The organism is Allobosea sp. 10L417, from assembly GCF_056395485.1.
This window is the reverse complement of the sequence record NZ_JBFTJP010000002.1, coordinates 778,004-799,547: the sequence shown is the minus strand read 5'-3', so window position 1 is coordinate 799,547 and position 21,544 is coordinate 778,004. Positions and strand designations below refer to the sequence as shown.

General features: G+C 65.7%; 18 protein-coding genes. 5 read left to right on the top strand and 13 right to left on the bottom strand.

Annotated features, from left to right (window positions below; all coding sequences use genetic code 11):
• The first annotated feature begins 42 nt into the window (after positions 1–42).
• The 3 genes from AC1DE3_RS09950 to AC1DE3_RS09940 are packed head-to-tail and all read left to right on the top strand — an operon-like array spanning position 43 to position 4,878.
• The gene (locus tag AC1DE3_RS09950) at positions 43–1,992 is read left to right on the top strand and encodes a PrkA family serine protein kinase (RefSeq protein WP_441511439.1); all 1,950 of its coding nucleotides are present in this window, start codon (positions 43–45) and stop codon (positions 1,990–1,992) included.
• A gap of 19 nt (positions 1,993–2,011) precedes the next feature.
• Positions 2,012–3,319, top strand: coding sequence for a YeaH/YhbH family protein (locus AC1DE3_RS09945; protein ID WP_441511438.1), 1,308 nt, complete (start codon positions 2,012–2,014; stop codon positions 3,317–3,319).
• A gap of 11 nt (positions 3,320–3,330) precedes the next feature.
• Positions 3,331–4,878: a SpoVR family protein gene (locus AC1DE3_RS09940; RefSeq protein ID WP_476779712.1), complete on the top strand. Its 1,548-nt coding sequence runs from the start codon at positions 3,331–3,333 to the stop codon at positions 4,876–4,878.
• Between the two features lie 227 nt (positions 4,879–5,105).
• On the opposite strand, the gene AC1DE3_RS09935 is transcribed toward AC1DE3_RS09940, so the two are convergent.
• The 11 genes from AC1DE3_RS09935 to AC1DE3_RS09885 all read right to left on the bottom strand — a co-directional run bounded on the left by AC1DE3_RS09935 (position 5,106) and on the right by AC1DE3_RS09885 (position 17,311).
• Entirely contained in the window at positions 5,106–5,411 is a 306-nt protein-coding gene (locus AC1DE3_RS09935) for a hypothetical protein (RefSeq protein ID WP_441511436.1), read from the bottom strand.
• A gap of 292 nt (positions 5,412–5,703) precedes the next feature.
• Positions 5,704–6,747 (bottom strand): ABC transporter ATP-binding protein, encoded by a 1,044-nt coding sequence (locus AC1DE3_RS09930; protein WP_441511435.1) that lies wholly within the window; start codon positions 6,745–6,747, stop codon positions 5,704–5,706.
• On the bottom strand, positions 6,744–8,324 hold the full coding sequence (locus tag AC1DE3_RS09925; protein WP_441511434.1) for an ABC transporter permease: 1,581 nt from the start codon (positions 8,322–8,324) through the stop codon (positions 6,744–6,746). The genes AC1DE3_RS09930 and AC1DE3_RS09925 overlap by 4 nt, the downstream gene beginning before the upstream one ends.
• A gap of 55 nt (positions 8,325–8,379) precedes the next feature.
• Positions 8,380–9,387: an iron ABC transporter substrate-binding protein gene (locus tag AC1DE3_RS09920; RefSeq protein WP_441511433.1), complete on the bottom strand. Its 1,008-nt coding sequence runs from the start codon at positions 9,385–9,387 to the stop codon at positions 8,380–8,382.
• Positions 9,388–9,661: 274 nt separating this feature from the next.
• Positions 9,662–10,615 carry an SIS domain-containing protein gene (locus tag AC1DE3_RS09915; protein WP_476779697.1) on the bottom strand — a complete coding sequence of 318 codons (954 nt, stop codon included), beginning with the start codon at positions 10,613–10,615 and terminating at the stop codon, positions 9,662–9,664.
• 73 nt (positions 10,616–10,688) lie between these two features.
• Positions 10,689–11,645, bottom strand: coding sequence for a carbohydrate kinase family protein (locus AC1DE3_RS09910; protein ID WP_441511431.1), 957 nt, complete (start codon positions 11,643–11,645; stop codon positions 10,689–10,691).
• On the bottom strand, positions 11,645–12,712 hold the full coding sequence (locus tag AC1DE3_RS09905) for an ABC transporter ATP-binding protein (protein WP_441511430.1): 1,068 nt from the start codon (positions 12,710–12,712) through the stop codon (positions 11,645–11,647). The genes AC1DE3_RS09910 and AC1DE3_RS09905 overlap by 1 nt, the downstream gene beginning before the upstream one ends.
• Entirely contained in the window at positions 12,712–14,229 is a 1,518-nt protein-coding gene (gene argH / locus AC1DE3_RS09900; protein WP_441511429.1) for an argininosuccinate lyase, read from the bottom strand. The genes AC1DE3_RS09905 and argH overlap by 1 nt, the downstream gene beginning before the upstream one ends.
• Positions 14,230–14,235: 6 nt before the next feature.
• The gene (locus AC1DE3_RS09895) at positions 14,236–15,078 is read right to left on the bottom strand and encodes a carbohydrate ABC transporter permease (protein ID WP_441511428.1); all 843 of its coding nucleotides are present in this window, start codon (positions 15,076–15,078) and stop codon (positions 14,236–14,238) included.
• Positions 15,078–16,013, bottom strand: coding sequence for a carbohydrate ABC transporter permease (locus AC1DE3_RS09890; protein WP_441511427.1), 936 nt, complete (start codon positions 16,011–16,013; stop codon positions 15,078–15,080). Before AC1DE3_RS09890 ends, AC1DE3_RS09895 begins: the two co-directional genes overlap by 1 nt.
• Before the next feature lie 38 nt (positions 16,014–16,051).
• Entirely contained in the window at positions 16,052–17,311 is a 1,260-nt protein-coding gene (locus tag AC1DE3_RS09885; protein WP_441511426.1) for an extracellular solute-binding protein, read from the bottom strand.
• A gap of 163 nt (positions 17,312–17,474) precedes the next feature.
• Between AC1DE3_RS09885 and AC1DE3_RS09880 the strand changes: the two genes are divergently transcribed.
• Positions 17,475–18,734 carry an ROK family transcriptional regulator gene (locus tag AC1DE3_RS09880; RefSeq protein WP_441511425.1) on the top strand — a complete coding sequence of 420 codons (1,260 nt, stop codon included), beginning with the start codon at positions 17,475–17,477 and terminating at the stop codon, positions 18,732–18,734.
• Positions 18,735–18,848: 114 nt separating this feature from the next.
• Here AC1DE3_RS09880 and hemN read toward each other — a convergent pair whose 3' ends face one another.
• Together hemN and AC1DE3_RS09870 are read right to left on the bottom strand one after the other, a co-directional pair.
• Positions 18,849–20,192, bottom strand: a complete 1,344-nt coding sequence (gene hemN, locus AC1DE3_RS09875; protein WP_476852325.1) for an oxygen-independent coproporphyrinogen III oxidase — start codon at positions 20,190–20,192, stop codon at positions 18,849–18,851.
• A 243-nt stretch (positions 20,193–20,435) separates the two neighbouring features.
• A complete protein-coding gene (locus AC1DE3_RS09870; RefSeq protein WP_476852324.1) occupies positions 20,436–21,368 on the bottom strand; it encodes a LysR family transcriptional regulator ArgP in 933 nt (310 codons plus the stop codon).
• On the opposite strand from AC1DE3_RS09870, the gene AC1DE3_RS09865 reads away from it, so the two are divergent.
• Entirely contained in the window at positions 21,367–21,540 is a 174-nt protein-coding gene (locus AC1DE3_RS09865) for a LysE family transporter (protein WP_476852323.1), read from the top strand. The genes AC1DE3_RS09870 and AC1DE3_RS09865 overlap by 2 nt on opposite strands.
• Positions 21,541–21,544 lie beyond the last annotated feature (4 nt).

Sequence of the window (21,544 nt, the reverse complement as noted above, 5' to 3'; positions counted from 1 at the left end):
AGGGCCGTCGTCGAGGAGACCACCAATCGGTGGATGGCTGCCATGATCGAGAGAGACAGCGAGGTATTCCGCTTATTCTCCGAGGATTACCGGAGCTACTCACAGGAGGAGATGAGCCTGCAGGAATACCTGCTGGCATGTCGCGAAGATAAGTCGATGTACGCGTCCGCGGCCGAGCGGATGGTCGATGCGATCGGCGCACCGAAACTTCTCGATACCAGCAAGGATGAGCGGCTTGGTCGGATTTTCGCCAATCGGACCATCAAGATCTATCCTTCCTTCGCCGATTTCTACGGCATGGAGGATACGATCGAGCGGATCGCGGGTTATTTCCGCTATGCTTCGCAAGGGCTGGAGGAGCGCAAGCAGATCCTCTACCTGCTCGGGCCCGTCGGCGGCGGGAAGTCCTCGCTGGCAGAGCGGCTGAAGAAGCTCATGGAGGAGCGGCCGTTCTACACGCTCAAGGTGGGCGGCAAGATCAGCCCTGTTTTCGAATCGCCGCTGGGCCTGTTCCATCCGGAGCGCATGGGCGGCCTCTTCGAGGACAAATACGGCATCGCGCGGCGCAGGCTGAACGGCCTCATTTCGCCCTGGGCAGCGAAGCGACTGGACGAATTATCCGGCGACATCTCCAAGTTCAGCGTGGTCAGGCTGATGCCGTCGCGGCTGCGCCAGATCGGCATCGCCAAGACCGAGCCGGGGGACGAGAACAACCAGGATGTCTCGACACTGGTCGGCAAGGTGGATATCCGCCAGCTCGAAAATTTCAGCCAGTCGGACCCGGACGCCTATTCCTATAGCGGCGGGCTGAACCGTACGACGCAGGGCCTGCTCGAATTCGTCGAGATGTTCAAGGCACCGATCAAGGTTTTGCATCCCCTGCTCACCGCGACCCAGGAGGGCAGCTACAACGGCACCGAGAACTTCGGCGCATTCCCCTATCAGGGCATCGTGCTGGCTCACTCCAACGAGTCCGAATGGCTGCAGTTCAAGAGCAACAAGAACAACGAGGCCTTCCTCGACCGCATTATGGTGGTCAAGGTACCCTATTGCCTGCGCGTCACCGAAGAGCGGGAGATCTACGAGAAGCTGCTGCGCGAAAGCGAGCTTGCCGACAGCCCCTGCGCACCCGAAGTGCTCGATATTCTCAGCCGCTTCTCGGTCTCGACACGGCTGACCGAATTCGAGAATTCGCCCCTCTATACCAAGATGCGCGTCTATGACGGCGAGAACCTCAAGGAGCTGGAGCCGAAGGCGAAGGCGATCCAGGAATACCGCGACGCCGCCGGAGTCGACGAAGGCATGACCGGCGTGAGCACGCGCTTCGCCTTCAAGATCCTTTCGCAGACATTCAACTACGACACGCAGGAGCTCGCTGCCGATCCCGTGCACCTGATGTACATCCTGGAGGGAGCCATCAAGCGCGAGCAGTTCCCCAAGGAAACGGAAGCGGCCTATCTCGACTTCATCAAGTCGGAACTCGCGACGCGCTACGCCGAATTCATCGGCCACGAGATCCAGAAGGCCTATCTCGAATCCTACGGGGAGTACGGGCAGAACCTGTTCGACCGCTACATCGCCTATGCCGATGCATGGGTGGAAGATCAGGATTACAAGGACCCCGATACCGGCCAGATCCTCAACCGGCAGGTTCTGGACAATGAACTGTCCCAGATCGAGAAGCCGGCCGGCATCGCCAATCCCAAGGATTTCCGTAACGAGGTCGTGAAGTTCACGCTGCGTGCGCGGGCCCGCAACAACGGCCGCAACCCGTCATGGACCAGCTACGAAAAGCTGCGCGAAGTCATCGAGAAGCGGATGTTCGGACAGGTCGAGGACCTGCTGCCCGTCATCAGTTTCGGCTCGAAGCAGGACAGCGTGACTGAGAAGCGGCACCTGGGTTTCGTCGAGCGCATGGTGGAGCGGGGCTATACCGAGCGCCAGGTCCGGCGCCTCGTGGATTGGTACATGCGCGTGAACAAGGCGGGTTAACGTCGGCCCGAGCGGTCCCATGCCCATCTTCATCGACCGTCGATTGAACCCGAAGGACAAAAGCCTTGGCAATCGCCAGCGCTTCCTGCGCCGCGTGCGCACGGAGCTGAAGCGAAACATCCAGGAACAGATCCGAGCCGGGAAGATCGCCGACGCGGATGGTGAGCATGTCGTCTCGGTGCCGGCGAACGAGACGAGCGAGCCGAACTTCCGCGTTGCGAAGGATAGCGGACATCGCCAGTACGTCCTGCCTGGCAACAAGCATTTCTCCGCGGGCGACCGGATGCCGAAGCCGGGCCAAGGCGGCGGAGCCGGATCGGCACCGGGCTCGCAGTCATCCGAGGATGATTTTCGTTTCGTTCTGTCGCGCGAGGAGGTGCTCGACCTGTTCTTCGAGGATCTCGAGCTTCCCGACATGGTCAAGCTCAATCTCCAGGAAATTCTCGCCTTCAAGCCGCGACGGGCCGGCTTTTCGGTGAGCGGGTCGCCGACCAACATCAGCGTCGCGCGCACCATGCGGAACAGTCACGGCCGCCGGATTGCGCTCCGGCGACCCAAACGCGAGGAGCTCGAGGCGATCCTGCGCGAGCTGGCCAGCCTCGATTCCGGCCGGACCGATCCCGAGACCCGCCAGCGTATCGCCGCCTTGCGCGAGGAACTCGACCGGCTGGAACGCCGTCGTCGCGTTATCGCCTTCGTCGACCCGGTCGATATCCGCTTCAACCGTTTTGACCCGCAGCCCCTTCCGAACGCGAAGGCGGTGATGTTCTGCCTCATGGACGTCTCCGGCTCCATGGGCGAACGCGAAAAGGACCTCGCCAAGCGCTTCTTCGTCCTGCTGCATCTGTTCCTGAAGCGCCGCTACGACCGCACCGACATCGTCTTCATCCGCCATACCCATGAGGCCAAGGAGGTGGATGAGGAGACCTTCTTCTACAGCACGCAGAGCGGCGGCACCGTCGTCTCGACTGCGCTGGAGGAGATGCAGCGCATCATCACGCAGCGCTATCCCAGCCGGGAATGGAACATCTATGCCGCCCAGGCGTCGGACGGCGACAACCTCGCGACGGATTCCGATCGCTGCCTCAGCCTGATGGACGGCGAGATCATGCGCCTGTGTCAGTATTTCGCCTATGTCGAGATCATCGACGAGCGCGAGAGCGAGATATTCGGCTCCACGGACAACGGGACATCGCTCTGGCGTGCTTATCGGACGGTCAGGGACAGATGGCCGAACTTCGACATGAGCCGCATCGCCAAGGCGGCCGACATCTACCCGGTCTTTCGCCAGCTCTTCACGAAGCAACCGGCACTGCAGCGCGACTGAAAGGAGCGCCGATGCCCAGGTACGCGCACAGATCCGACTTGCTGTTTTCCGGCTCCGACTGGAACTTCCAGACCCTCTCGCATGCTTACGACGTCATCGAGGCCGTCGCGAAGGAAGAACTCCATCTCGATATCTATCCGGTTCAGATGGAAGTCATTTCTTCCGAGCAGATGCTCGATGCCTACTCTTCCATCGGCATGCCGCTGATGTATCGCCACTGGTCCTTCGGCAAGCATTTCCTCCATCACGAACTGCTCTATCGCAAGGGCGGGCGCGGCCTCGCCTATGAGCTGGTGATCAACTCCAATCCCTGCATCGTCTATCTGATGGAAGAGAACACCATGGCCTTGCAGGCCCTGGTGACCGCTCACGCGGCATTGGGCCACAACCACTTTTTCAAGAACAACTATCTGTTCCAGCAATGGACGGATGCCAGCGCCATCCTGGGCTATCTCGATTTCGCCAAGGGCTTCATCGCCCGCTGCGAGGAAAGACACGGCGTCGCGGCGGTGGAAGCGATTCTGGATGCTGCGCACGCGCTGATGGACCAGGGCGTGTTTCGCTATCGCCGCCCTCCCAAGCTCTCATCCGACAAGCAGCGCGAAGGACTGCGCGAGCGGCTGGAGTACGAAGAGCGCTCCTATAACGATCTCTGGCGCACCGTCCCGCGCCCGGCCGATGGCAGCAAGGCCGACGAGGCGGAAGCCAGCGTCGCCGAGCGGAAGAAGGCGCTCAATCTCCCGGAAGAGAACCTCCTCTATTTCCTCGAAAAGAACAGCCTGATCCTCGAGCCCTGGCAGCGCGAGATCCTCAGAATCGTCCGCGTCATCGCGCAGTACTTCTACCCCCAGCGGCAGACGCAGGTGATGAACGAAGGCTGCGCGACCTTCGTGCACTATACGGTCATGAATGCGTTGTTCGACCAGGGCCGGATCAGCGAAGGCGCCATGCTGGAAATCCTGCGGAACCACTCGAATGTCATCTTCCAGCCTGCCTTCGACGATCCCCGCTTTTCCGGCATCAATCCTTATGCGCTCGGCCTGGACATGATGCAGGACATCCAACGCATCGCCACCGAGCCCACTGCTGAGGATCGTGACTGGTTTCCCGAAATCGCGGGCAAAGGCGATTGGCGCGCAATCCTGCTCGACGCCTGGGCCAATCACCGCGACGAATCCTTCATGCGCCAGTATCTGAGTCCGGCTCTGATCCGAAAATGGCGGATGTTCGTGCTGTCTGACGCGGCCGATGAGCGCTTCTACACCGTAGCGTCGATCCATAACGAACGCGGCTACGAACGGATACGCGCCGCTCTCGCCCAGAAATACGACATCGGAACGAGCTATTCGGATATCCAGGTCGTGGATGTGGATCTGCTCGGCCAGAGGCATCTGCGCCTGCAACACCGAGTCAATGGCGGCATTCTGCTGGAAAGCGCGAGCTGCGATGCGACGCTGCGCCGTATCCACCAGCTCTGGGGCTATGACGTCGTTCTGGAGGGCGTGGATGCGCAGACGGGAGCCAGGATCTACGAACGGTCCAGCCGTCAGCTAGCGTAACGCCTCCGAGAGGACCGGCCCCTGAACTGCGTTTTTCAGGCGCGCCGGCGCCGGATGGCCGGCAATTCGCGGCCACCTTTCACCTGAACCTCGAAAACGGACATTAACCGGGCACCCGGTTCGGCGGAATGGGCTGCAGAGCGGCGCCTGGTGTCTTGATCCCGCGAAACGGAGAGAAGCCCAGCCAACCTATCGCAGGCGTCCGTCATTGCTGTCCCCGCGCCCGATCACCAACGGTCATCGTAGTCGCGGCGATAGCCATATGCCGGCGCCCAGGGCGGCGGACCGCCATATCGGCGTCCGTAGCCGTATCCGCCACCATAGCCGTGACGGCGTTCATAGTAGCGCTGGCGCCCCATATTCTCCTGAATGATCATCAGGCGCTCGCGCTTGGCTTCGCTCATCGTGAATTCGGCCGCCTGCTTGTCGAGGCGCCGAGCAACGTCTCTGGGCAGTGCCTCGCCGGCATGCACCGACGTCAACGAAGCGGCAATACCGAAGCCAACAAATGCTGTGATTGCTAACCGACGCATGGGAATCTCCCTTTTTGCTCCAGCCAAGTAGAGCAGTCGGTTGTGGAACGCGGCCTGAACGGGATTGTTCGCGTACGTTCATCTTCCAAGCAGCCACTCCGGCTCGGCGTTCCCTCAGAAAAGGACGGCTGGCGGCAGCACGCGCTTAGGGAAGCGAAAACGCCGAATGAAGCGCGCATGAAGGCGCACGCTGGAAGGAGGTCTCGGGCGGCGGTTCCTCTTCGCGTGGGCGATCAAGGAGCAGCCATACACCGGCCGATCGAATGCCAAACGGTGGGCCGCGGTTCGGCGTCTATCGGGAACCGGGCAGCAGGAACGGCTCGCCCTTCACCGACACGAAAACGGTCTGTCCAATCTGCGGCCGGTCCATGCTCGAAACCTGCGCAGTGAAACGGATGCCCCCTCCGCCGTGGTTCGTCCGCAGCGTCACAGTGCATTGTGCGCCCCGGAATGCGACGTTCTCGATGAAGGCTTCGTGACCTGGACCGACTGGCGACAGCAGGAACTGCTCCGGCCGGAGCATGATCGTGCCTGCCCCGCGGCGGCCGCCGGTCTCGGCTTCGAACTCGCCCAGCCCGCAGGAGACACTCCCCTCCGCGATTTCGGCCTCGAACAGGACGGCATTACCAAGGAACAGGGCTGTTTCGACATCCGCCGGCCGCCAGTAAAGCTCGGCTGGTCGTCCCGTTTGCACCAACCGGCCCTCCCGCATCACCGCGAGTTGATCGGCAAAGGACAGCGCCTCGCCCTGATCGTGGGTGACAAGGATTGTGGTGATGCCAGCCTTGGCCAGCACGCGCGCAACAGCTTGCCGAACACTCTCGCGCAGCCCGGTATCGAGCGCCGAGAACGGCTCGTCGAGCAGCATCAGCGCCGGCTTCCGGGCCAGTGCGCGGGCAAGCGCAACGCGCTGCTGCTGCCCTCCCGAGAGTTCGTGCGGCCGGCGCTCCAGCATCGCTGGATCAAGCTCGACCAGCTCCATCAGCTCGCGCAAGCGGGCCGCCCGGTCAGGCTCGTTTCGCGGGATGCCGAAGCCCACATTGCCGGCCACGTCGAGATGCGGGAACAAGGCCCCGTCCTGGGCGACATAACCGATCCGGCGCCGATGCGCGGGGGCGATCGCCGGCCCGTCGGCCAGCACCTGCCCGTCGAGCACCACCGTTCCCGCATCGGGCGCTTCGAAGCCGGCGATGACGCGCAGCAGCGTCGTCTTTCCCGACCCGGAAGGGCCGACGATGGCGACGCGGCGGCCCGCCTCGACGGCAAGGGATACGCGATCCAGCGCCGCGATGGCGCCATAGCGCTTCGAGACATCCGAGATGACGAGCTGGGTCATGCGCCGAGGGATTTGCGTGCCTGAGCGTGCAGCAGCGCGGTCATCGGCAACGAGAGAAGGATCATCAGCACGGCATAGGGCGCAGCATTCGCATAGTCGAGCTCGCTGGTGAGCGCCCAGAACTCGGTCGCCAGCGTCCGGGTGCCGTTGGGAGCAAGCAGCAATGTCGCGGTCAGCTCGGTCGCCACGCCCATCGCGACCAGCGCCATCGCAGCGGCGACGCCGGGCGCCGCGAGCGGCAGCGTCACCGTCAGAAGCGCGTGGGCCGGGTTGCGGCCGAGCGCCGCCGCGGCGCGCTCCAGTTCGACCGGAACCTGCGCGATGCCTGCACGCAGCCCGACCAACGCGCGCGGCAGGAACATCAGGACATAAGCGAAGACCACGGTCGCGACGGTCTGGTAGAGCGGCAAGGCGATGCGCACGGTCACGGTGACGAGGGCCAGCGCTACCACGACGCCCGGCAGCGCGCCCAGATAACTGTGGCAGCTCTCCAGGAAGCGGGTGACCCGGCCGGGCGCGCGCACCGACAGCCAAGCCATCGGCAGCGCTGCCGCCGCCGCGACGCAGGCGCCGGCAGCGGCATAGCCCAGCGTCTCGGCAAGGGATGCGGCCAGCGCGTTCTGCCGCCAGACATCCTCGCCCGCGGCCATGAGCCAGCGCGTGAGTGTCAGGATGGGCACGCCGAGACTGAGGGCGGCGAAGGCAAGCGGCAGCGCCAGGGCCGGCAGCCGCCAGCGCCCCAGCCGCTGGCGCGGCGCCGGGCGCGGGGCGCCGGAGCCGAGCCGGGCGTAGCGTGCGCCGCCGCGCAGCAGCCATTCGAGCCCGATGAGGCCGCAGCAGCTCAGCACCAGCACGCCCGCGAGCATGTTCGCCGCCGGGCCGTTATAGCTCGACTGGAACTGGTCGATGATCGCGGTGGTGAAGGTGTCGAAGCGGATCATGGCGTAGAGCCCGTATTCCGCGAGCAGATGCAGCCCGACCAGCAGGCTGCCGCCACAGATCGCCAGCCGCAGCTGCGGCAGAACCACCCGCAGGAGCACGCGCGGCGGAGACTGCCCGAGCGAGGCCGCGACATGCTCGAGTTCAGGGTCGAGCCGGCGAATCTGCGCGGCCACGGGCAGATAAAGGAATGGTAGATAGGCGAGGACCGAAACCAGCACCGCCGCCGCAAGCCCGTGGAAGCGCGGCAGGAGGCTGACCCAGGCGTAGGACTGGACGAAGGCTGGCACTGCGAGCGGTGCGACCGCGAGCCAGGAAAGGAATTTCGCGCCGGGCATGTCGCTGCGCTCGGTGAGCCAGGCCAGCGCCACCGCCAGCAGGATCGCGGGCGGCAGCGTGCACAGTTCCAGCAGCAGCGTGTTGACGAGCAGTTCGCCGACGCGCGGCCGCCAGATCAGCGAGAAGGCCGTCTGCCAGCCGGTTTCGATCGCAATCCAGACGATGAATCCCAACGGCAGCAGGGCGCAGACGGAGACGCCCCCGGCGAGCAGCAGCATTGCCCGGCCAGCGAGATTGCGTTGCCGTCTGAGCGGCAAAACCGGCAGAGCCGGCGTATCGACGGACAGAGAAACGGTCATGGGACAATGCGCGTGCGAGGGCATCTCGCACGCGCATTCGATCGACGCAACCGGGTCAGAGCAGGCCGGCGGCGGTCATCAACTCGGTGACCTTCTTGCTGTCGAGCTGCGAGGGCTCGACCTTCGGTGCGTCGAGCTTGGCGATCGGCTCCAGCTTCGGGTTCGAAGCCTCGCCATTGCCGATGGCGTATTCGAAGGAATCGCCCTCGCGCAGCACGGCCTGGCCGTGCTTGCCGGTCATCCACTTCACGAAGGCCTCCGCCTCCTTCTTGTGCTTGCTGGATTCGAGCACGCCCGCGCCCGAAGTGCTCAGGAAGGCGCCGGGGTCCTGGCCGCGGAAATAGTGCAGCCCGACATTGCCACTGTTTTCGCCCGTCTTCGCCTGATCGCCGAAGTAATAATAATGGTAGATCAGCGCGCCCTCGACCTCGCCGGCATTGACCGCCTTCATGGCGACGCTGTTGCCGCGGTAGGCGCTGGAGTTGTCCTTCATCGCCTTGAGCCAGTCGCCCGTGGCCTTCTCGCCCTTGAGAACGAGGAGCGCGCCGACGATCGCCTGGAAGTCGGCGCCCGACGGCGAGGCGGCCCAGCGGCCCTTCCACTTGGCGTCGGCGAGGTCCAGCATCGACTTCGGCAGGTCGGCTTCCTTCAGCTTGCGCTTGTCGTAGACGAAGACGGTGCTGCGCGCGGCAACGCCCGTCCAGCGCCCGCTCGCCGGACGAAACTGCGCCGGAACCTGATCGAGAACGTCCTTGGGCAGCGTCTCGAACAACCCGGCCTTCTCGACCAGCACCATGGCCGGGGAATTCTCGGTGACGAAGACGTCCGCTGGAGAGGACGCGCCCTCCTGGACGATCTGGTTCGCGAGTTCGGTATCCGACCCCTTGCGGATCGTCACCTTGATGCCGGTCTCCTTGGTGAAGCCGTCGGCCCAGGCCTGCGTCAGGCTGGCATGCTGGGCGTTGTAGACCGTGATTCCGTCCTGAGCCCGAACCGCGTTCGCCGCGGCGAGGGTGACGGCGAGAACGCCGATACGGAGAGCAAGGGACGAGTACGACGCCATGGTGACCTTCTCCTGCCAACGCAGTTCGTGAACTGGGCCGGCGTTAGATTCCCAAGCGTCAAAGCTGTCAATTATTATTGTCTAGTTTATAATCTTTCGAAACAATACGAATCCGCCGACAGGCACTACTTTCGGGGTTCGTTTCACCGCCCTCCCCGGCAAGATCTTCGACGAGCCGGCTATGTCTCGCGGGATGCCTCGACCCCGGCACGCTCAGCGTCGCGATTGTCGCGGACAAGCTGTTCGGCCGCGCCGGACCGCCGACGACGCCCGCTCACACCGTCCGCGTTACCTTGGCCAAATGGGGCGGCCGATCGGGATCGAGGCCGCGGCTTTTCGCCAGCGTTGCGACCGCACCGTAAAACGCGCGAACCTGTGCCAAGGGTAGCAACGGAGCGGGCAGCGCAGGCGGCAGCGGCAGGGGCAGGCTCTTGTCGCCCCTCTCCTCGCTCGCACCGGCATAGCGCAGGTCCGCGCCGAGCTGCGCCAGGGCAGATGCGGCGGCGGCGACGCTCGCGCTACCTTCGTCGCCGGGGTCCAGAGCCAGCGCCGGGAAGCCCGGCTCGACCAGAGCCAGCGGGCCGTGCCGCACCTCGGCGGCGCTGAAGGCCTCCGCGTGGATCCGGCAAGTCTCCTTGAACTTGAGCGCGATCTCCTGCGCGATGCCGAAGCTCAGGCCTCGCCCGATCACATAGAGGCTACGCGCCTCGCGCCAGGTCGAGAGAGCCGGTCCCCAGTCGCAGTGCCCGGCAGCGCCGAGCGCTTCGGGCGCCTGCGCCAGCGCGGCGGACAGGGCATCGTCCCGTGTCCATTCAGCCGTGAGATGCAGGAAGGCGAGACAGGTGGCGAGAAAGCTCTTGGTCGCTGCGACGCTGTGCTCCGGCCCGGCCCGCAACGGCACGAGCACGTCCACCATCCCGGCGAGCGGCGAGGCCTCGTCATTGACGAAGCCGACCACGAGCGCGTCGGCGCGTTTTGCGGCTTCGGTCAGGCGCAGGGCGTCGGGGCTGCGGCCCGACTGCGACACGGCGATGAACAAGGCTCGGGAGAGGTCGAGCTCGCCGCCATAGACCGAAGCGAGGCTGGGTCCGAGCGAGGCGACCGGCAGACCGAGAGCCAGCTCGATCAGATATTTGCCGTAGGTTGCGGCATGGTCCGACGAGCCGCGCGCGCAGGTCGTGACGAAGGCCGGCCGCTTGATGCGCAGGCGCTCGGCCAGATCGACCATGATGGCCGCGTTCTCCGCCCGTTGGCGGAGCGCGACCGCTGCGGACTCGGCCGCTTCCAGGGTAAGCAGTGCTTCAACCATGACGGCGCAAAGGTGTTTCGAGCAGTTGGTCGGCGAGGTGACCCACCTGCCGCGGGTCGAGCCTGCTGCCTGCCCCCCCGACACTCTGCACCGAAAGCGTGCCGCTGACGATGCCCTCGGCGAGCGCACGCGCGGGCGAGCTTCCCGCAAGCCAGGCTGCAAGGAAGCCGGCATTGAAGGCGTCGCCGGCGCCGGTGGTATCGAGCACCTCACGGCAAGGCGCAGCGGGCAGGATGATCTGCTCGCCGCCGTGGTAGAGCCGGGCACCGGCGCCGCCATCCTTGATCGCCACCAAGGCGAAGTGCTCGGCGAGGCGCTGCCCCGCGAGGTCGAGATCGTCGCAGCCGGCGATCACGCAGGCTTCGGCGGCGTTGGGCAGGAAGATATCGATGCCGCTGCATCGCGCGATGAGATCGGGCCAGCGGATGAGCGCGTCGTCCCAGCTCGGATCGAGCGAGACCGTGAGGTTGTGCCGGCGGGCTTCGCTCGTCAGATCGGGAATCTCGGCCAGCGTCGCGAATTCGGCGATGTGGAGATGGCAGGCACGGGTATCGGCGAGTGCTGCCTCCAGTGTCGCCGGGCGTGCCGGGCCGGCACGGCGCGAGAGAAAGGCGCGCTCGCCATCCTTGATCATCGCGACGGTGAGCTGCGGACCGGCATCGGCCGCACATTCGAGAAAGGCGAGATCGACGCCGCTGTCTTCCAGTGCGGGCCGCAGCGCCTGCGAGATCGGGTCCTCGCCGAGGCGCGCGAGCAGGCCGGCCGCCCGGCCGAGCCCGATCAGATGCGCAGCGGTAATGAAGCCGCCGCCACCGGGCACGACGGCGACCTCGTCGGCGAAACGCTCCTCGCCAAGCCGCGGCATGGCCGCCAATCCCCGGAAAACGAGATCGCAATAGAGCCGGCCAATGCTCAGCACCAGACCGTCCGACTGTGGTCGATCGGCCATCACAGGGCCTGCTCGCTTTTGGCGTCGAACAGACGCAGCGCCGATGCCGGTGCGCCGAGCCTGACTGCGGCGCCGATGGCAGGCGGCCGCTTGGCCGGCGCCGAGGCAAGCAGGAGGCCGCCCTCGGCCTCGACATGCACGAAGGTCTCTGGCCCGAGCGGCTCGACCACTGCGACCGGCCCGCAGAGAACGAGGTCAGCGCCCTCGCCCGGCTCCAGCACGCGCAACTCCTGCGGGCGGACGCCGACCAGCAGGTCGGCCGGAAGCGGGCCGGACCAGGAGAGCGGGGCCTCGCCGAGCTGGAGGATGCTCCGACCGGCTTCGGAGGTCGCTTTCGCCGGCACGATGTTCATCGTCGGCGAGCCGATGAAACGGGCCGTGAAGACATCCGCCGGCTTCTCGTAAAGTTCCATCGGCGCACCGACCTGCAGGATGCGCCCGTCGCGCATCACCACGATCCGGTCGGCCAGCGTCATCGCCTCGACCTGGTCGTGGGTGACGAAGACGATGGTGGTGCCAAGCCGCTGATGCAGCCGCTTGATCTCGAGCCGCATCTGCCCGCGCAGCTGTGCGTCGAGATTGGAGAGCGGCTCGTCGAACAGGAAGACGGCCGGATCGCGCACCATGGCGCGCCCGATCGCGACGCGCTGACGCTGGCCGCCGGACAGGGCCGAAGGCCGGCGTTCCAGCAACGCGGTCAGGCCGAGCACTTCGCCGACCTCCTCGACGCGCTTGCGCTTCTGCGCCTTGTCGAGCCCGGAGGTGTAGAGGCCGAAGGCAATGTTCTCGGCCACGCTCATATGCGGGTAGATCGCATAGTTCTGGAACACCATGGCGATGTTCCGCTGCTTGGGCTCCAGCTGGTTGACGACGCGCCCCCCGATCGCGATGGAACCGCCGTCGATCTCTTCGAGACCGGCGATCATGCGCAGCGTCGTCGACTTGCCGCAGCCGGAGGGGCCGACGAAGACGACGAACTCGCCATCGCGGATGTCGAGGTCGATGCCGTGCACGACCTGCGTCGGGCCATAGCGCTTGACCAGCTTCTCGATCGCAATCCCGGCCATCAGACGGCTCCTGCCAAGGCGGCGAATGCGCCGTTCAATTCCTGCCGCGCGGCCTCCTCGCGCTGCGCCATCGCGGTGGCGGCGTCCTCGGCTGCAGCAAGCCCGGTGCGATAGCCGGCCAGCGCTGCGCCCAAGGCCTTCGGGCCCGGCCCGCCGAAACGCTCGCGCAGGGCGACGAAGTTCTCCGGCGAGACGGCGAGCGCGAAATCCTCGCGGCTCAGCGCAGGCTCGCGACCGGCGGCATGGCGGAAGGCATTCGCAAAGGCCTCGTAGCCATCCCGCTGCAGGTCGCCATCCTTCGCGACCACGGCGCGCGCGACCGCCGAGGCGATCTCGTGCGCGACGCGGAACGGCACCCCCTCACGGCGCACCAGCGTGTCGGCAAGCTCGGTGATCGTGATGCAGGACCGGCGGATCGTCTCGGCGACACGGCGGCTGTCGACCGTAAGCGTCGGCAGCAGCGCGGCGAGCAGATCAAGCACGCGCTCACCCGTCTCGAAGGCCTGATAGCCCGCTTCCTGGGTCTCGCCCTCGCTGTCGTTCATGTCGGTGAAGGGCGTGTTGTGGACGATGTCGCGGGCCATGCGGGCGCGGCTCATCGTCTGCGAGGAGAGGTGGCGCAGATGCTCGATCGGCACCGGATTGCGCTTCTGCGGCATGATCGAGGAGATCTGCACGAAGGCATTGGGAACATAGATCTGCCCGACCTCGAAGGCGGTCCAGAACTGCAGGTCCTGGATCACGCGACCGAGATGCAGAAAGACGAGTTCGACCGCGCTGAAGACGCTGGTCACGTAATCGACCGCGGCAATGCAGCCATAGGAGTTCTGCAGCGGCGCCTTGAAGCCGAGCAGATGCGCGACACGGTGACGATCGAGCGGGAAGCCGGATGTGGTGATCGCTGCGGCACCCATCGGGCAGCGATCGAGGAGTTCGCGCGCCTGCATCAGCCGCTGATGGTCGCGCAGCATCACCTCGATGGCGGCGGCGAGATAGTGTCCCAGCGTCGAGGGCTGGGCCGGCTGACCGTGGGTATAGGCGACGATCAGCGTCGCCTTTTCGCGCTCGGCCAGCGTCAGCGCAGCGGCAATGACGGCGCGCAGACGTTGGCTTAGCCGGTCGAGCCGTGGCTTCAGCGCCAGCTTGAACAAGGTGTGGTCAATGTCGTTGCGGGACCGGCCGGTGTGCAGCCGGCCGTCATCCTCCGGTTTCAGGCGCTTGCGCAGCTCGGCCTCGACCAGGAAGAAATAATCCTCGACCTCGCCGGTGTAGCTGAGAGTCGCGGGATCGATTTCCTGCTCGATCGCAATGAGGGCTCGGGCGATCTCCGCAGCCGCCTCACAGGGGAGAATGCCTGTCTCGGCCAGCATGAGGAGATGTGCGCGGTCGATGGCGCGGAAGCCCTCGACGTGATGGGTCCTCGCCCCGTCGAAGAGCGGGCGCAGCACCGTCTCCTTGTAGACCGGGTCGGGAAAAACGGAGTTGTCGCGCAGGCGTGGGTCGGTGTTGTCTTTCATCGGACCTTATCCCTTCAACCCGGCGAGCACGACACCGCGGACGATGTAGCGCTGCAGCACCAGGAAGACGGTGAGCGTCGGCAGGGTCGCAAGCGCCGCCCCCGTCATGATCAGCTCCCACTGCACCTGCGCCTCGACGGCGAAGCTCGTGAGGCCGACAGGGAGCGTGTAGAGTTCCTTGCTGGTCGTCACGATCAGCGGCCAGATGAAGGCCGTCCAGTTGCTCAGGAAGGTGAAGATCGCGAGCGCCGAGAGTGCCGGCGTCACCAGCGGCATGGCGATACGCCAGAAGATTGCGAACTCGTTGAGGCCGTCGACGCGCGCTGCCTCGAGGAAGTCGTTGGGCACCGTCTCGAAGAACTGCTTCATCAGGAAGGTGCCGAAGGCGGTCATCATCCCCGGGAACATGATGCCCCAGTAGCTGTCGAGCCAGCCGAAGTTCTTGGCCATGACGTACCAGGGGATGACCAGCATCTCCGTCGGAATCATCAGGGTCGAGAGGATGGCGATGAAGACGAGATAGCGACCGCGGAACCGGAACTTCGCCAGCGTGTAGCCGACAAGGCTGTCGAAGAAGACGTTGGAGAGCGTCACGACGGCCGCGATGCCGAAGGAATTCGCGAACCAGCGCAGGAAACGGCCGTCAGAGAGAACCGTGACGTAGTTCTCGAGCGTCGGATGGGCCGGGAAGAAGGCGAGATCGTAGATCTCGGAGGAATCCTTCAGCGAGGTCGCGAACATGAAGGCAAGCGGCGTCACCATGATGAGGCCCCCGCCGAAGAGCAGCAGCCAGACGAGGATGCGACCCGGCGTGGCGCGGCCGGCAGGAGACGAGGCGATGGCGCTCATCAGCGATCCCTCAGCAGGCGGAGCTGCAGCAGCGAGACGCAGAGCAGGACGAGGAAGAGCACGACGGTCTGGGCGGCGGCATAGCCCATGTCGAACGAGGAAAATGCAGTCTGGTAGATCATCAGCACGAGCGGCTTGGTGGCGTTCAGGGGACCGCCGGGATCGCTGCTCGTCTGGCTCGTCATGTTGTAGACCTGATCGAAGATCCGCAGGAATCCGATCGAGGAGAAGACGACGAGGAAGATGATCGTCGGCTTGAGCAGCGGCAGGGTGATCCGCCTGAGGATGGCGAAATCGGGAAGCCCGTCGATGCGCGCCGCCTCGTAATATGTGGTCGGGATCGCGCGCAGGCCGGCGAGGAAGATCACGACCTGGAAGCCCAGCCCCGCCCAGATCGCCGGAGCGAGCACGGCAGGCAGCGCCTGCGTCGTGGAGCGCAGGAAGGGCTGCTGTGCGATGCCGAGCCCGGCGAGCAAATTGTTGAACAGGCCGATCGGCACCGGCTGGTAGAACCAGCGCCAGACCCAGGCCATCGCCGCCGCCGTAGTGAGGAAGGGCAGGAAGTAGAGCGCCCGGATGAAGCCGTGCATGAAGCGGACCCGGTCGAGGTGATAGGCGATCACGAAGGACAGGATCAGGCTCAGCGGCGTGCCGATGACGAGGTAGAGGAAGGTGTTCGCGAACACTTTCCAGAACACGGGATCGGTCAGCAGGCGCTCGAAATTGGCGAGGCCGACGAAGGTCGGCGGCGTCATCAGGTTCCACTTCGTGGTCGAGATCACGAAGGCCTCGAGCGTCGGATAGAAGCGGACCAGCCCGTAGAACAGGATCGGCACGGCCAGGAAGGTCCAGGCCCAGGCGACCTGCTTCTGCCGCAGGCTGAGGCCTTGCCAAAGGCGCCCGCCGGAGCGGGCGACGCCGGTGTCGATCGTCATATGCGTCCTGTCCCGATGGGCTGCTCAGACCGCCGCGGTCACTTCTTGTAGAAGCGGTCGAGGATCGCCTGCTCGGCCTTGGCGGCCTCGGCAAGCGCCGCCTTGGGCTCCTGGTCCTGGAGCAGAACGCGGTTGGCCATGTCGAGGATCACCTGGCGCTGCGGCATCTCGTCGACGAACACCGTCGCCTGCGAATAGTTCAGCGCCTTCAGGAACGGCCCGTAAACGGGATGGGCGAGGTTCTTCTCGGTCTCGGCGGCTGACTTGCGCGCCGGCAGCTCGCCGACCGTCTCCAGCCAGAGCTGCATCGATTCAGGCGTGGTCACGAAGGCCATGAACTTCTTGGCAGCCTCGAGCTTCTCGCCGGTCGGCTTCGTGGTGATGGCGTTGACCCAATAGCTGGCGAAGTTCGACTTCGTCCCGTCCGGGCCGGCCGGCAGCTCTGCGACGCCCCATTCGAAGTTCTTGATGCCCCCGAATGCGCCGAGGCGGAACGAGCCGTCGATCGTCATCGCCGCACGGCCGGCGCGGAAGGCAGCCTGCCCTTCGTCCATGAAGCCGGCGAGCCCGACCTTGTGGACGCGCTGGAGATCGGCATACCAAGCCAGCGACTTGGCGCCGGCCTCGCTGTCATAGGTGACGGTCTTGTTGTCGTCGGAATAGGGTTTGCCGCCCATCTGGCGCAGCAGCACCTCGCGCCACCAGTGATAGTCCTGGCCGGGGATGTCGAGCGTCACGCCGGCTTGCAGCATGTTGCCGGCGCCGTCGCGCTTGGTGGTCTTCTTGGCGACGTCGAGGAATTCGTCGAGCGTCTTCGGCGGCTTGGCCGGATCGAGACCCGCCTCCTGGAAAATCTTCTTGTTGTAGAACAGCGCCAGCGAGCGCACCGCCGTTGGCAGGCCGTAATACTCGCCATCGCGCTTCATCGCCGAGACGATCGGATAGAATTCCTTCTCGATCATCTCCGGCGGGAAGGCGTCGCGCGGCAGCGGCCGGATGACCTTGCCGGCGATGAAGTTGTCGACCCAACCGTAGAAGAGCTGGACCACGTCCGGCCCCTGGCCGGCGGGCGCCGCCGCGACGATCTTGGTCTGGTAGTCGGCATAGGGGAAGGTCGTGTGCTTGACCTTGATGTTCGGATTGGCGGCCTCGAAGCGCTTGATCAGCTCGTTCATCGCCTTGACGCGAGCGTCGAACACATACTGCCAATATTCGATCTCGACCGCCTGGGCGCGGGCGCCGGCGATGGCGCCGACCGACATCAACATGCCCAGGAACAATCCGCGAAAGCCGCGCATGGCCTCTCCCCTCTGGTTACGACGCCCGGTTGCTCCGCTCTCCGGCGGCTGGGCTGTCTGGCGCCATGCTTTTCCCGGCACCGGATCGCTGTCAACCTATTAATTCACTTGAATTGAATTAATAGCCGTCGCAGCTTGGCCAGACGAAGAAGCTTGGTTCCCGATGCCTCACCGCAAGCCTTCCCCAGCGCATAGTGCCGCCCTCGGCGCCAACCCCGAGCGGGCGCGCCACCACAACCGCCGCGTTGTGCTCGAGACCTTGCGACAGCATGGCCGGCTCGGCCGCTCGGACATCGCCCACTTGACCCGGCTGACCGCCCAGACCGTCTCGAACATCGTCGCCGAGTTGCTGGACGAGGGATATCTGATCGAGCTGGGCCGCCGGCGCACGGCGCGGGGCCAGCCGCCGGTCGAGTTCGCGATCAATGCCGATGGTGGCCTGACCGCCGGCATGGAAATCGCCGCGGACCACATCACCACGGTGCTGGTCGACCTGTCCGGGGACGTCAGGGCGCAGCGCGTCGCCCCCCTCCCCGACCTCGCGGTGGAGGCGGTGCAGGCACTTGCTGCGGCGGAGCTGGCGCGGGCGCGGGCGACGCCAGGGCTGCCGGAGCGACTGCTCGGCTGCGGGGTCGTGATGCCCGGCCCCTTCGATTTCGAGGGCACGCTCACCGTCGGCTCGACGGCGCTGCCGGGTTGGACCGGTCATGATGTCACGGCGCTGATGAGCGCGGCGCTCGGCACCCCGGTCACCATCGAAAACGACGCTACCGCTGCCGCCGTCGGAGAACATCTCTACGGGATCGGCCGCAATCTGCGGCATTTCTGCCTGGTCTATTTCGGCCTCGGTCTCGGCCTTGGGTTGATGTTCGACGGCGAGCCCTATCGCGGCGCCTTCGGCAATGCCGGCGAGATCGGCCATATTCCGGTGGTGCCGCATGGCGAGGCCTGCATCTGCGGCCGCCAGGGCTGCCTGGAACGCTATGTTTCGCCGGCGGCGCTGCGGGACGCTTTGCGCCGCGCCGGCATCGACCAGATCGATGCCGACGGAATCGCGCGCCTCCATGCCGAGGGGCATCCCGTCGTGACGGGCTGGATCGCGCAGGCGGGGTCGTTGCTCGCTCCAGTGCTGGGGTTGCTGGAGAATCTGTTCGATCCGGAGACCATTGTGCTTGGCGGCGCGATGCCGGACAGCATCATCGATGCACTGATCGCGGCAGCCGGGCCGTTGCCGCTCTCGGTGGCGAGGCGTGGCGATCGCTCTGTCCCGCGTGTCCAGCGCGGCGCCACCGGCCAATTCACCGCAGCGCTCGGCGCGGCAGCGCTGCCGCTCCTTGACGCGACGGCGCCGCGGCTAGTGCGCAACCCGACAAATGCCGACGAAGGCGAGCCAGCGGCGGCCGACGGCGCTTCGCCATCCTGAGCGCGGACATGCCGACGAGCACACGCACCCAGAGCAGCCAAGCTCGGCAGCCAGATGCGCGCGATGACCGCGGCGGGCCCCCCCGAATAGCGTGATGGCGATGGCGGAGAACGCCTAGACGGCCCGGCTGTAGCGGCGCGGCGACTGTTCGACATGGGCATCGAAAACCGACGCGACCTTGCGCACGAACAGGCGCGCATTCTCCGGGAGCAGCACGCGGCTGCCGTCGAAGTCGACCACCCCCTCCGACGCCAATTGATCGAGGGCGCGCAGCGCAGGGGTCAGCACCTGGGGATCGACAGGGTGCCGCGCGCAGACCGCGTCGATATCCACTGCGAGATCGCACATCACGCGCTCGATCAGTTCCGCCCGCAGACGGTCCTCGGCGCTCAAGCGGTAGCCCCTGGCTGTGGGCAGCACGCTCTCGGCGATGCGCTCCGCATAGCGGCCGGTGACCACCTCGTTCTGGACATAGCCCTGCGGCAGGTGCCCGATCGCCGATGCCCCGAAGCCGATCAGCGCCTCGCAGGGATCGGTTGTGTAGCCCTGGAAGTTGCGGCGGAGCCGGCCTTCCGGCAGCGCCCGGGCCATCGCATCGTCCGGCCGGGCGAAATGATCGAGCCCGATGCGGACATAGCCGGCCGCGGCGAGGCTGCGCGCCATTGCCTCCGCCTGCTCGTGCCGCGCAGGTCCGCCGGGCAGGTCCGCGGTGGCGATCCGGCGCTGGCGCTTCTTGAATTCCGGCACATGGGCGTAGCCGAAAATCGAGAAGCGGTCGGGCGGCATCGCCAGGCATTGCTCGACCGTGTCGAGGCAGGATTGCAGCGTCTGCTGCGGCAGGCCGTAGATCAGGTCGAAGCTGATGGCGCCGATTCCCGCCTCGCGAAGCCCCGCGACCACGGCGGCGGTCTGCTCGACGCTCTGGATGCGGTTGATCGCCTTCTGCACGGCAGGGTCGAAGCTCTGCACTCCGAGGCTCGCGCGGTTCACGCCGGCAGCGGCCAAGGCGGCAGCCATGGGCGGTTCGAGGCGGCGCGGATCGATCTCCACCGCGATCTCGGCGTCGGGGTGGACGGTGAAATGCCGGCGCAGCAATCCGACCAGCGCGACGAAATCCGCCGGCTCGAGGATCGTCGGGGTGCCGCCGCCGAAATGGATGTGACGCACGTCGACGGGAGAGGAAAGGTGCTCGGCCACCAAAGCGATTTCGCCGCGCAGCGCTGCGAGATAGTCGATGATCGGGCCGTTGCGCAGCGCCACCGTGGTGTGGCAACCGCAATACCAGCACATCGAGCGGCAGAACGGGACGTGCAGGTAGAGCGACGTGGTCGTCCCGGCCGCAAGCGTCTTCAGCCACTTCGCATAGGATGGCCCGTCCACTTCCGCGTGGAAGTGAGGGGCTGTCGGGTAGCTGGTGTAACGCGGCAGCCGCTCGTCTCGATATGGCGTGGCCTGCATGGCGCGGCTCCAGTCGACGTTCAATTGAGCCCTTGTTTAGTTGTCAGGCCCAATCGTCGTCTTTGACATGCGGCAAACAGCGATGTGTCAGCCGGCTTCCATGCGCGCGTCAGTTAGAGACCGTCTGGAAACTCCAGCCCTCATCCCGAGGAGCGCCGTAAGGCGCGTCTCGAAGGATAGTCGAGAGGGTTCAGGAGCCTCCTGGAGCATCCTTCGAGACGCCATTCCCAAGGGAATGGCTCCTCAGGATGAGGGCTCAGTGAATTTTCTAGCGGGCTCTTGGGCTCTGTCAGCGGGTCCAAGCTCCTGCGCCGCAACGGTTCGGACCGCCAGTGTGAGCTGGTCGAGCAGCCGGGCCGCCAATCGTGTGCGCTGCCAGTAAAGCGCAACCTCGATCCGCCTCTGAGGCGGCAGCTCGATGAGGCGGCCGGCGGCAACCAGCGGGCTCGCGAGAGACACAGGGGCCATCGACCATCCAAGCCCGGCAAGCGTCATGTCCAGCATGCCCTGGGTCGATGGCGTCCAGTGAATGGGCGGCGAGATCGTCGCTCCCCATGCCTCCCGCGCCCATCGAGACTGCAGTTCATCGCGACGGTCGAAGCGCATCATCGGCGCGCGCTGCAAGCTCGATGCATCGACGCCCGCCGGAAAATGCCTGCTCGCAAATACCGGACTGGCCACGGCCAGGTATTCGACGATGCCGAGCGGATGAATTCTGCAGCCGACGACGGGGGCCGGGTCCGCCGTCACCGCCGCCAGGACATCGCCAGTGCGAAGCCGCTCGGCATTATGGGCCTCGTCGTCCAGAACAAGATCGAGCAAGCCACCTGTTTCAGCCGCAAATTGAGCTGCTGCCCGGGGAAACCATGTGCTGACGCTGTCGGCGTTGACCGCGACACGCATCGCATAGGAGCCGGTTTCCGGACCGGCCGTCAGCCCGGGCAGAGCGCCGACGACTTCGGTCTCGATGAGCCGGACCTGCTCGACATGGGCACACAGCCTGGCGCCGATCTCCGTGGGGCGGCAAGGCGTGCCTCTCGTCAGGAGGATCGCTCCGAGCCTTTCCTCGAGTCCTTTTACGCGCTGGGAGACGGCCGACGGCGTAACGCCCAGCGCCGCCGCCGCCTTCTCGAAACTGCCTTCGCGCGCGACGGCGGCGACTGCTGCCAGCGCCATGGCCGGAGCGGCGAGCGCGAGCTTCGCCTGGTTCGCTTCGCTGGGCTTCGGCGCTCGCTTCCTGGCGCCGCTCTTCGCCAAGCCGGCAGCGTGGCGCATCCTGGATCTCGCGATCGGCGTCATGATGCTGGCGCTCGCCGCGAGCCTGCTTCGCGGCGCGCTGGCGAGTTGACGCG

Coding starts and splice junctions, on each gene's coding strand:
- AC1DE3_RS09950 (WP_441511439.1), top strand. CDS start 43: ATGATCGAGAGAGACAGCGAGGTATTCCGCTTATTCTCCGAGGATTAC.
- AC1DE3_RS09945 (WP_441511438.1), top strand. CDS start 2,012: ATGCCCATCTTCATCGACCGTCGATTGAACCCGAAGGACAAAAGCCTT.
- AC1DE3_RS09940 (WP_476779712.1), top strand. CDS start 3,331: ATGCCCAGGTACGCGCACAGATCCGACTTGCTGTTTTCCGGCTCCGAC.
- AC1DE3_RS09935 (WP_441511436.1), bottom strand. CDS start 5,411: ATGCGTCGGTTAGCAATCACAGCATTTGTTGGCTTCGGTATTGCCGCT.
- AC1DE3_RS09930 (WP_441511435.1), bottom strand. CDS start 6,747: ATGACCCAGCTCGTCATCTCGGATGTCTCGAAGCGCTATGGCGCCATC.
- AC1DE3_RS09925 (WP_441511434.1), bottom strand. CDS start 8,324: ATGACCGTTTCTCTGTCCGTCGATACGCCGGCTCTGCCGGTTTTGCCG.
- AC1DE3_RS09920 (WP_441511433.1), bottom strand. CDS start 9,387: ATGGCGTCGTACTCGTCCCTTGCTCTCCGTATCGGCGTTCTCGCCGTC.
- AC1DE3_RS09915 (WP_476779697.1), bottom strand. CDS start 10,615: ATGGTCGATCTGGCCGAGCGCCTGCGCATCAAGCGGCCGGCCTTCGTC.
- AC1DE3_RS09910 (WP_441511431.1), bottom strand. CDS start 11,645: ATGGCCGATCGACCACAGTCGGACGGTCTGGTGCTGAGCATTGGCCGG.
- AC1DE3_RS09905 (WP_441511430.1), bottom strand. CDS start 12,712: ATGGCCGGGATTGCGATCGAGAAGCTGGTCAAGCGCTATGGCCCGACG.
- argH (WP_441511429.1), bottom strand. CDS start 14,229: ATGAAAGACAACACCGACCCACGCCTGCGCGACAACTCCGTTTTTCCC.
- AC1DE3_RS09895 (WP_441511428.1), bottom strand. CDS start 15,078: ATGAGCGCCATCGCCTCGTCTCCTGCCGGCCGCGCCACGCCGGGTCGC.
- AC1DE3_RS09890 (WP_441511427.1), bottom strand. CDS start 16,013: ATGACGATCGACACCGGCGTCGCCCGCTCCGGCGGGCGCCTTTGGCAA.
- AC1DE3_RS09885 (WP_441511426.1), bottom strand. CDS start 17,311: ATGCGCGGCTTTCGCGGATTGTTCCTGGGCATGTTGATGTCGGTCGGC.
- AC1DE3_RS09880 (WP_441511425.1), top strand. CDS start 17,475: ATGCCTCACCGCAAGCCTTCCCCAGCGCATAGTGCCGCCCTCGGCGCC.
- hemN (WP_476852325.1), bottom strand. CDS start 20,192: ATGCAGGCCACGCCATATCGAGACGAGCGGCTGCCGCGTTACACCAGC.
- AC1DE3_RS09865 (WP_476852323.1), top strand. CDS start 21,367: ATGGCCGGAGCGGCGAGCGCGAGCTTCGCCTGGTTCGCTTCGCTGGGC.
- AC1DE3_RS09870 (WP_476852324.1), bottom strand. CDS start 21,368: ATGGCGCTGGCAGCAGTCGCCGCCGTCGCGCGCGAAGGCAGTTTCGAG.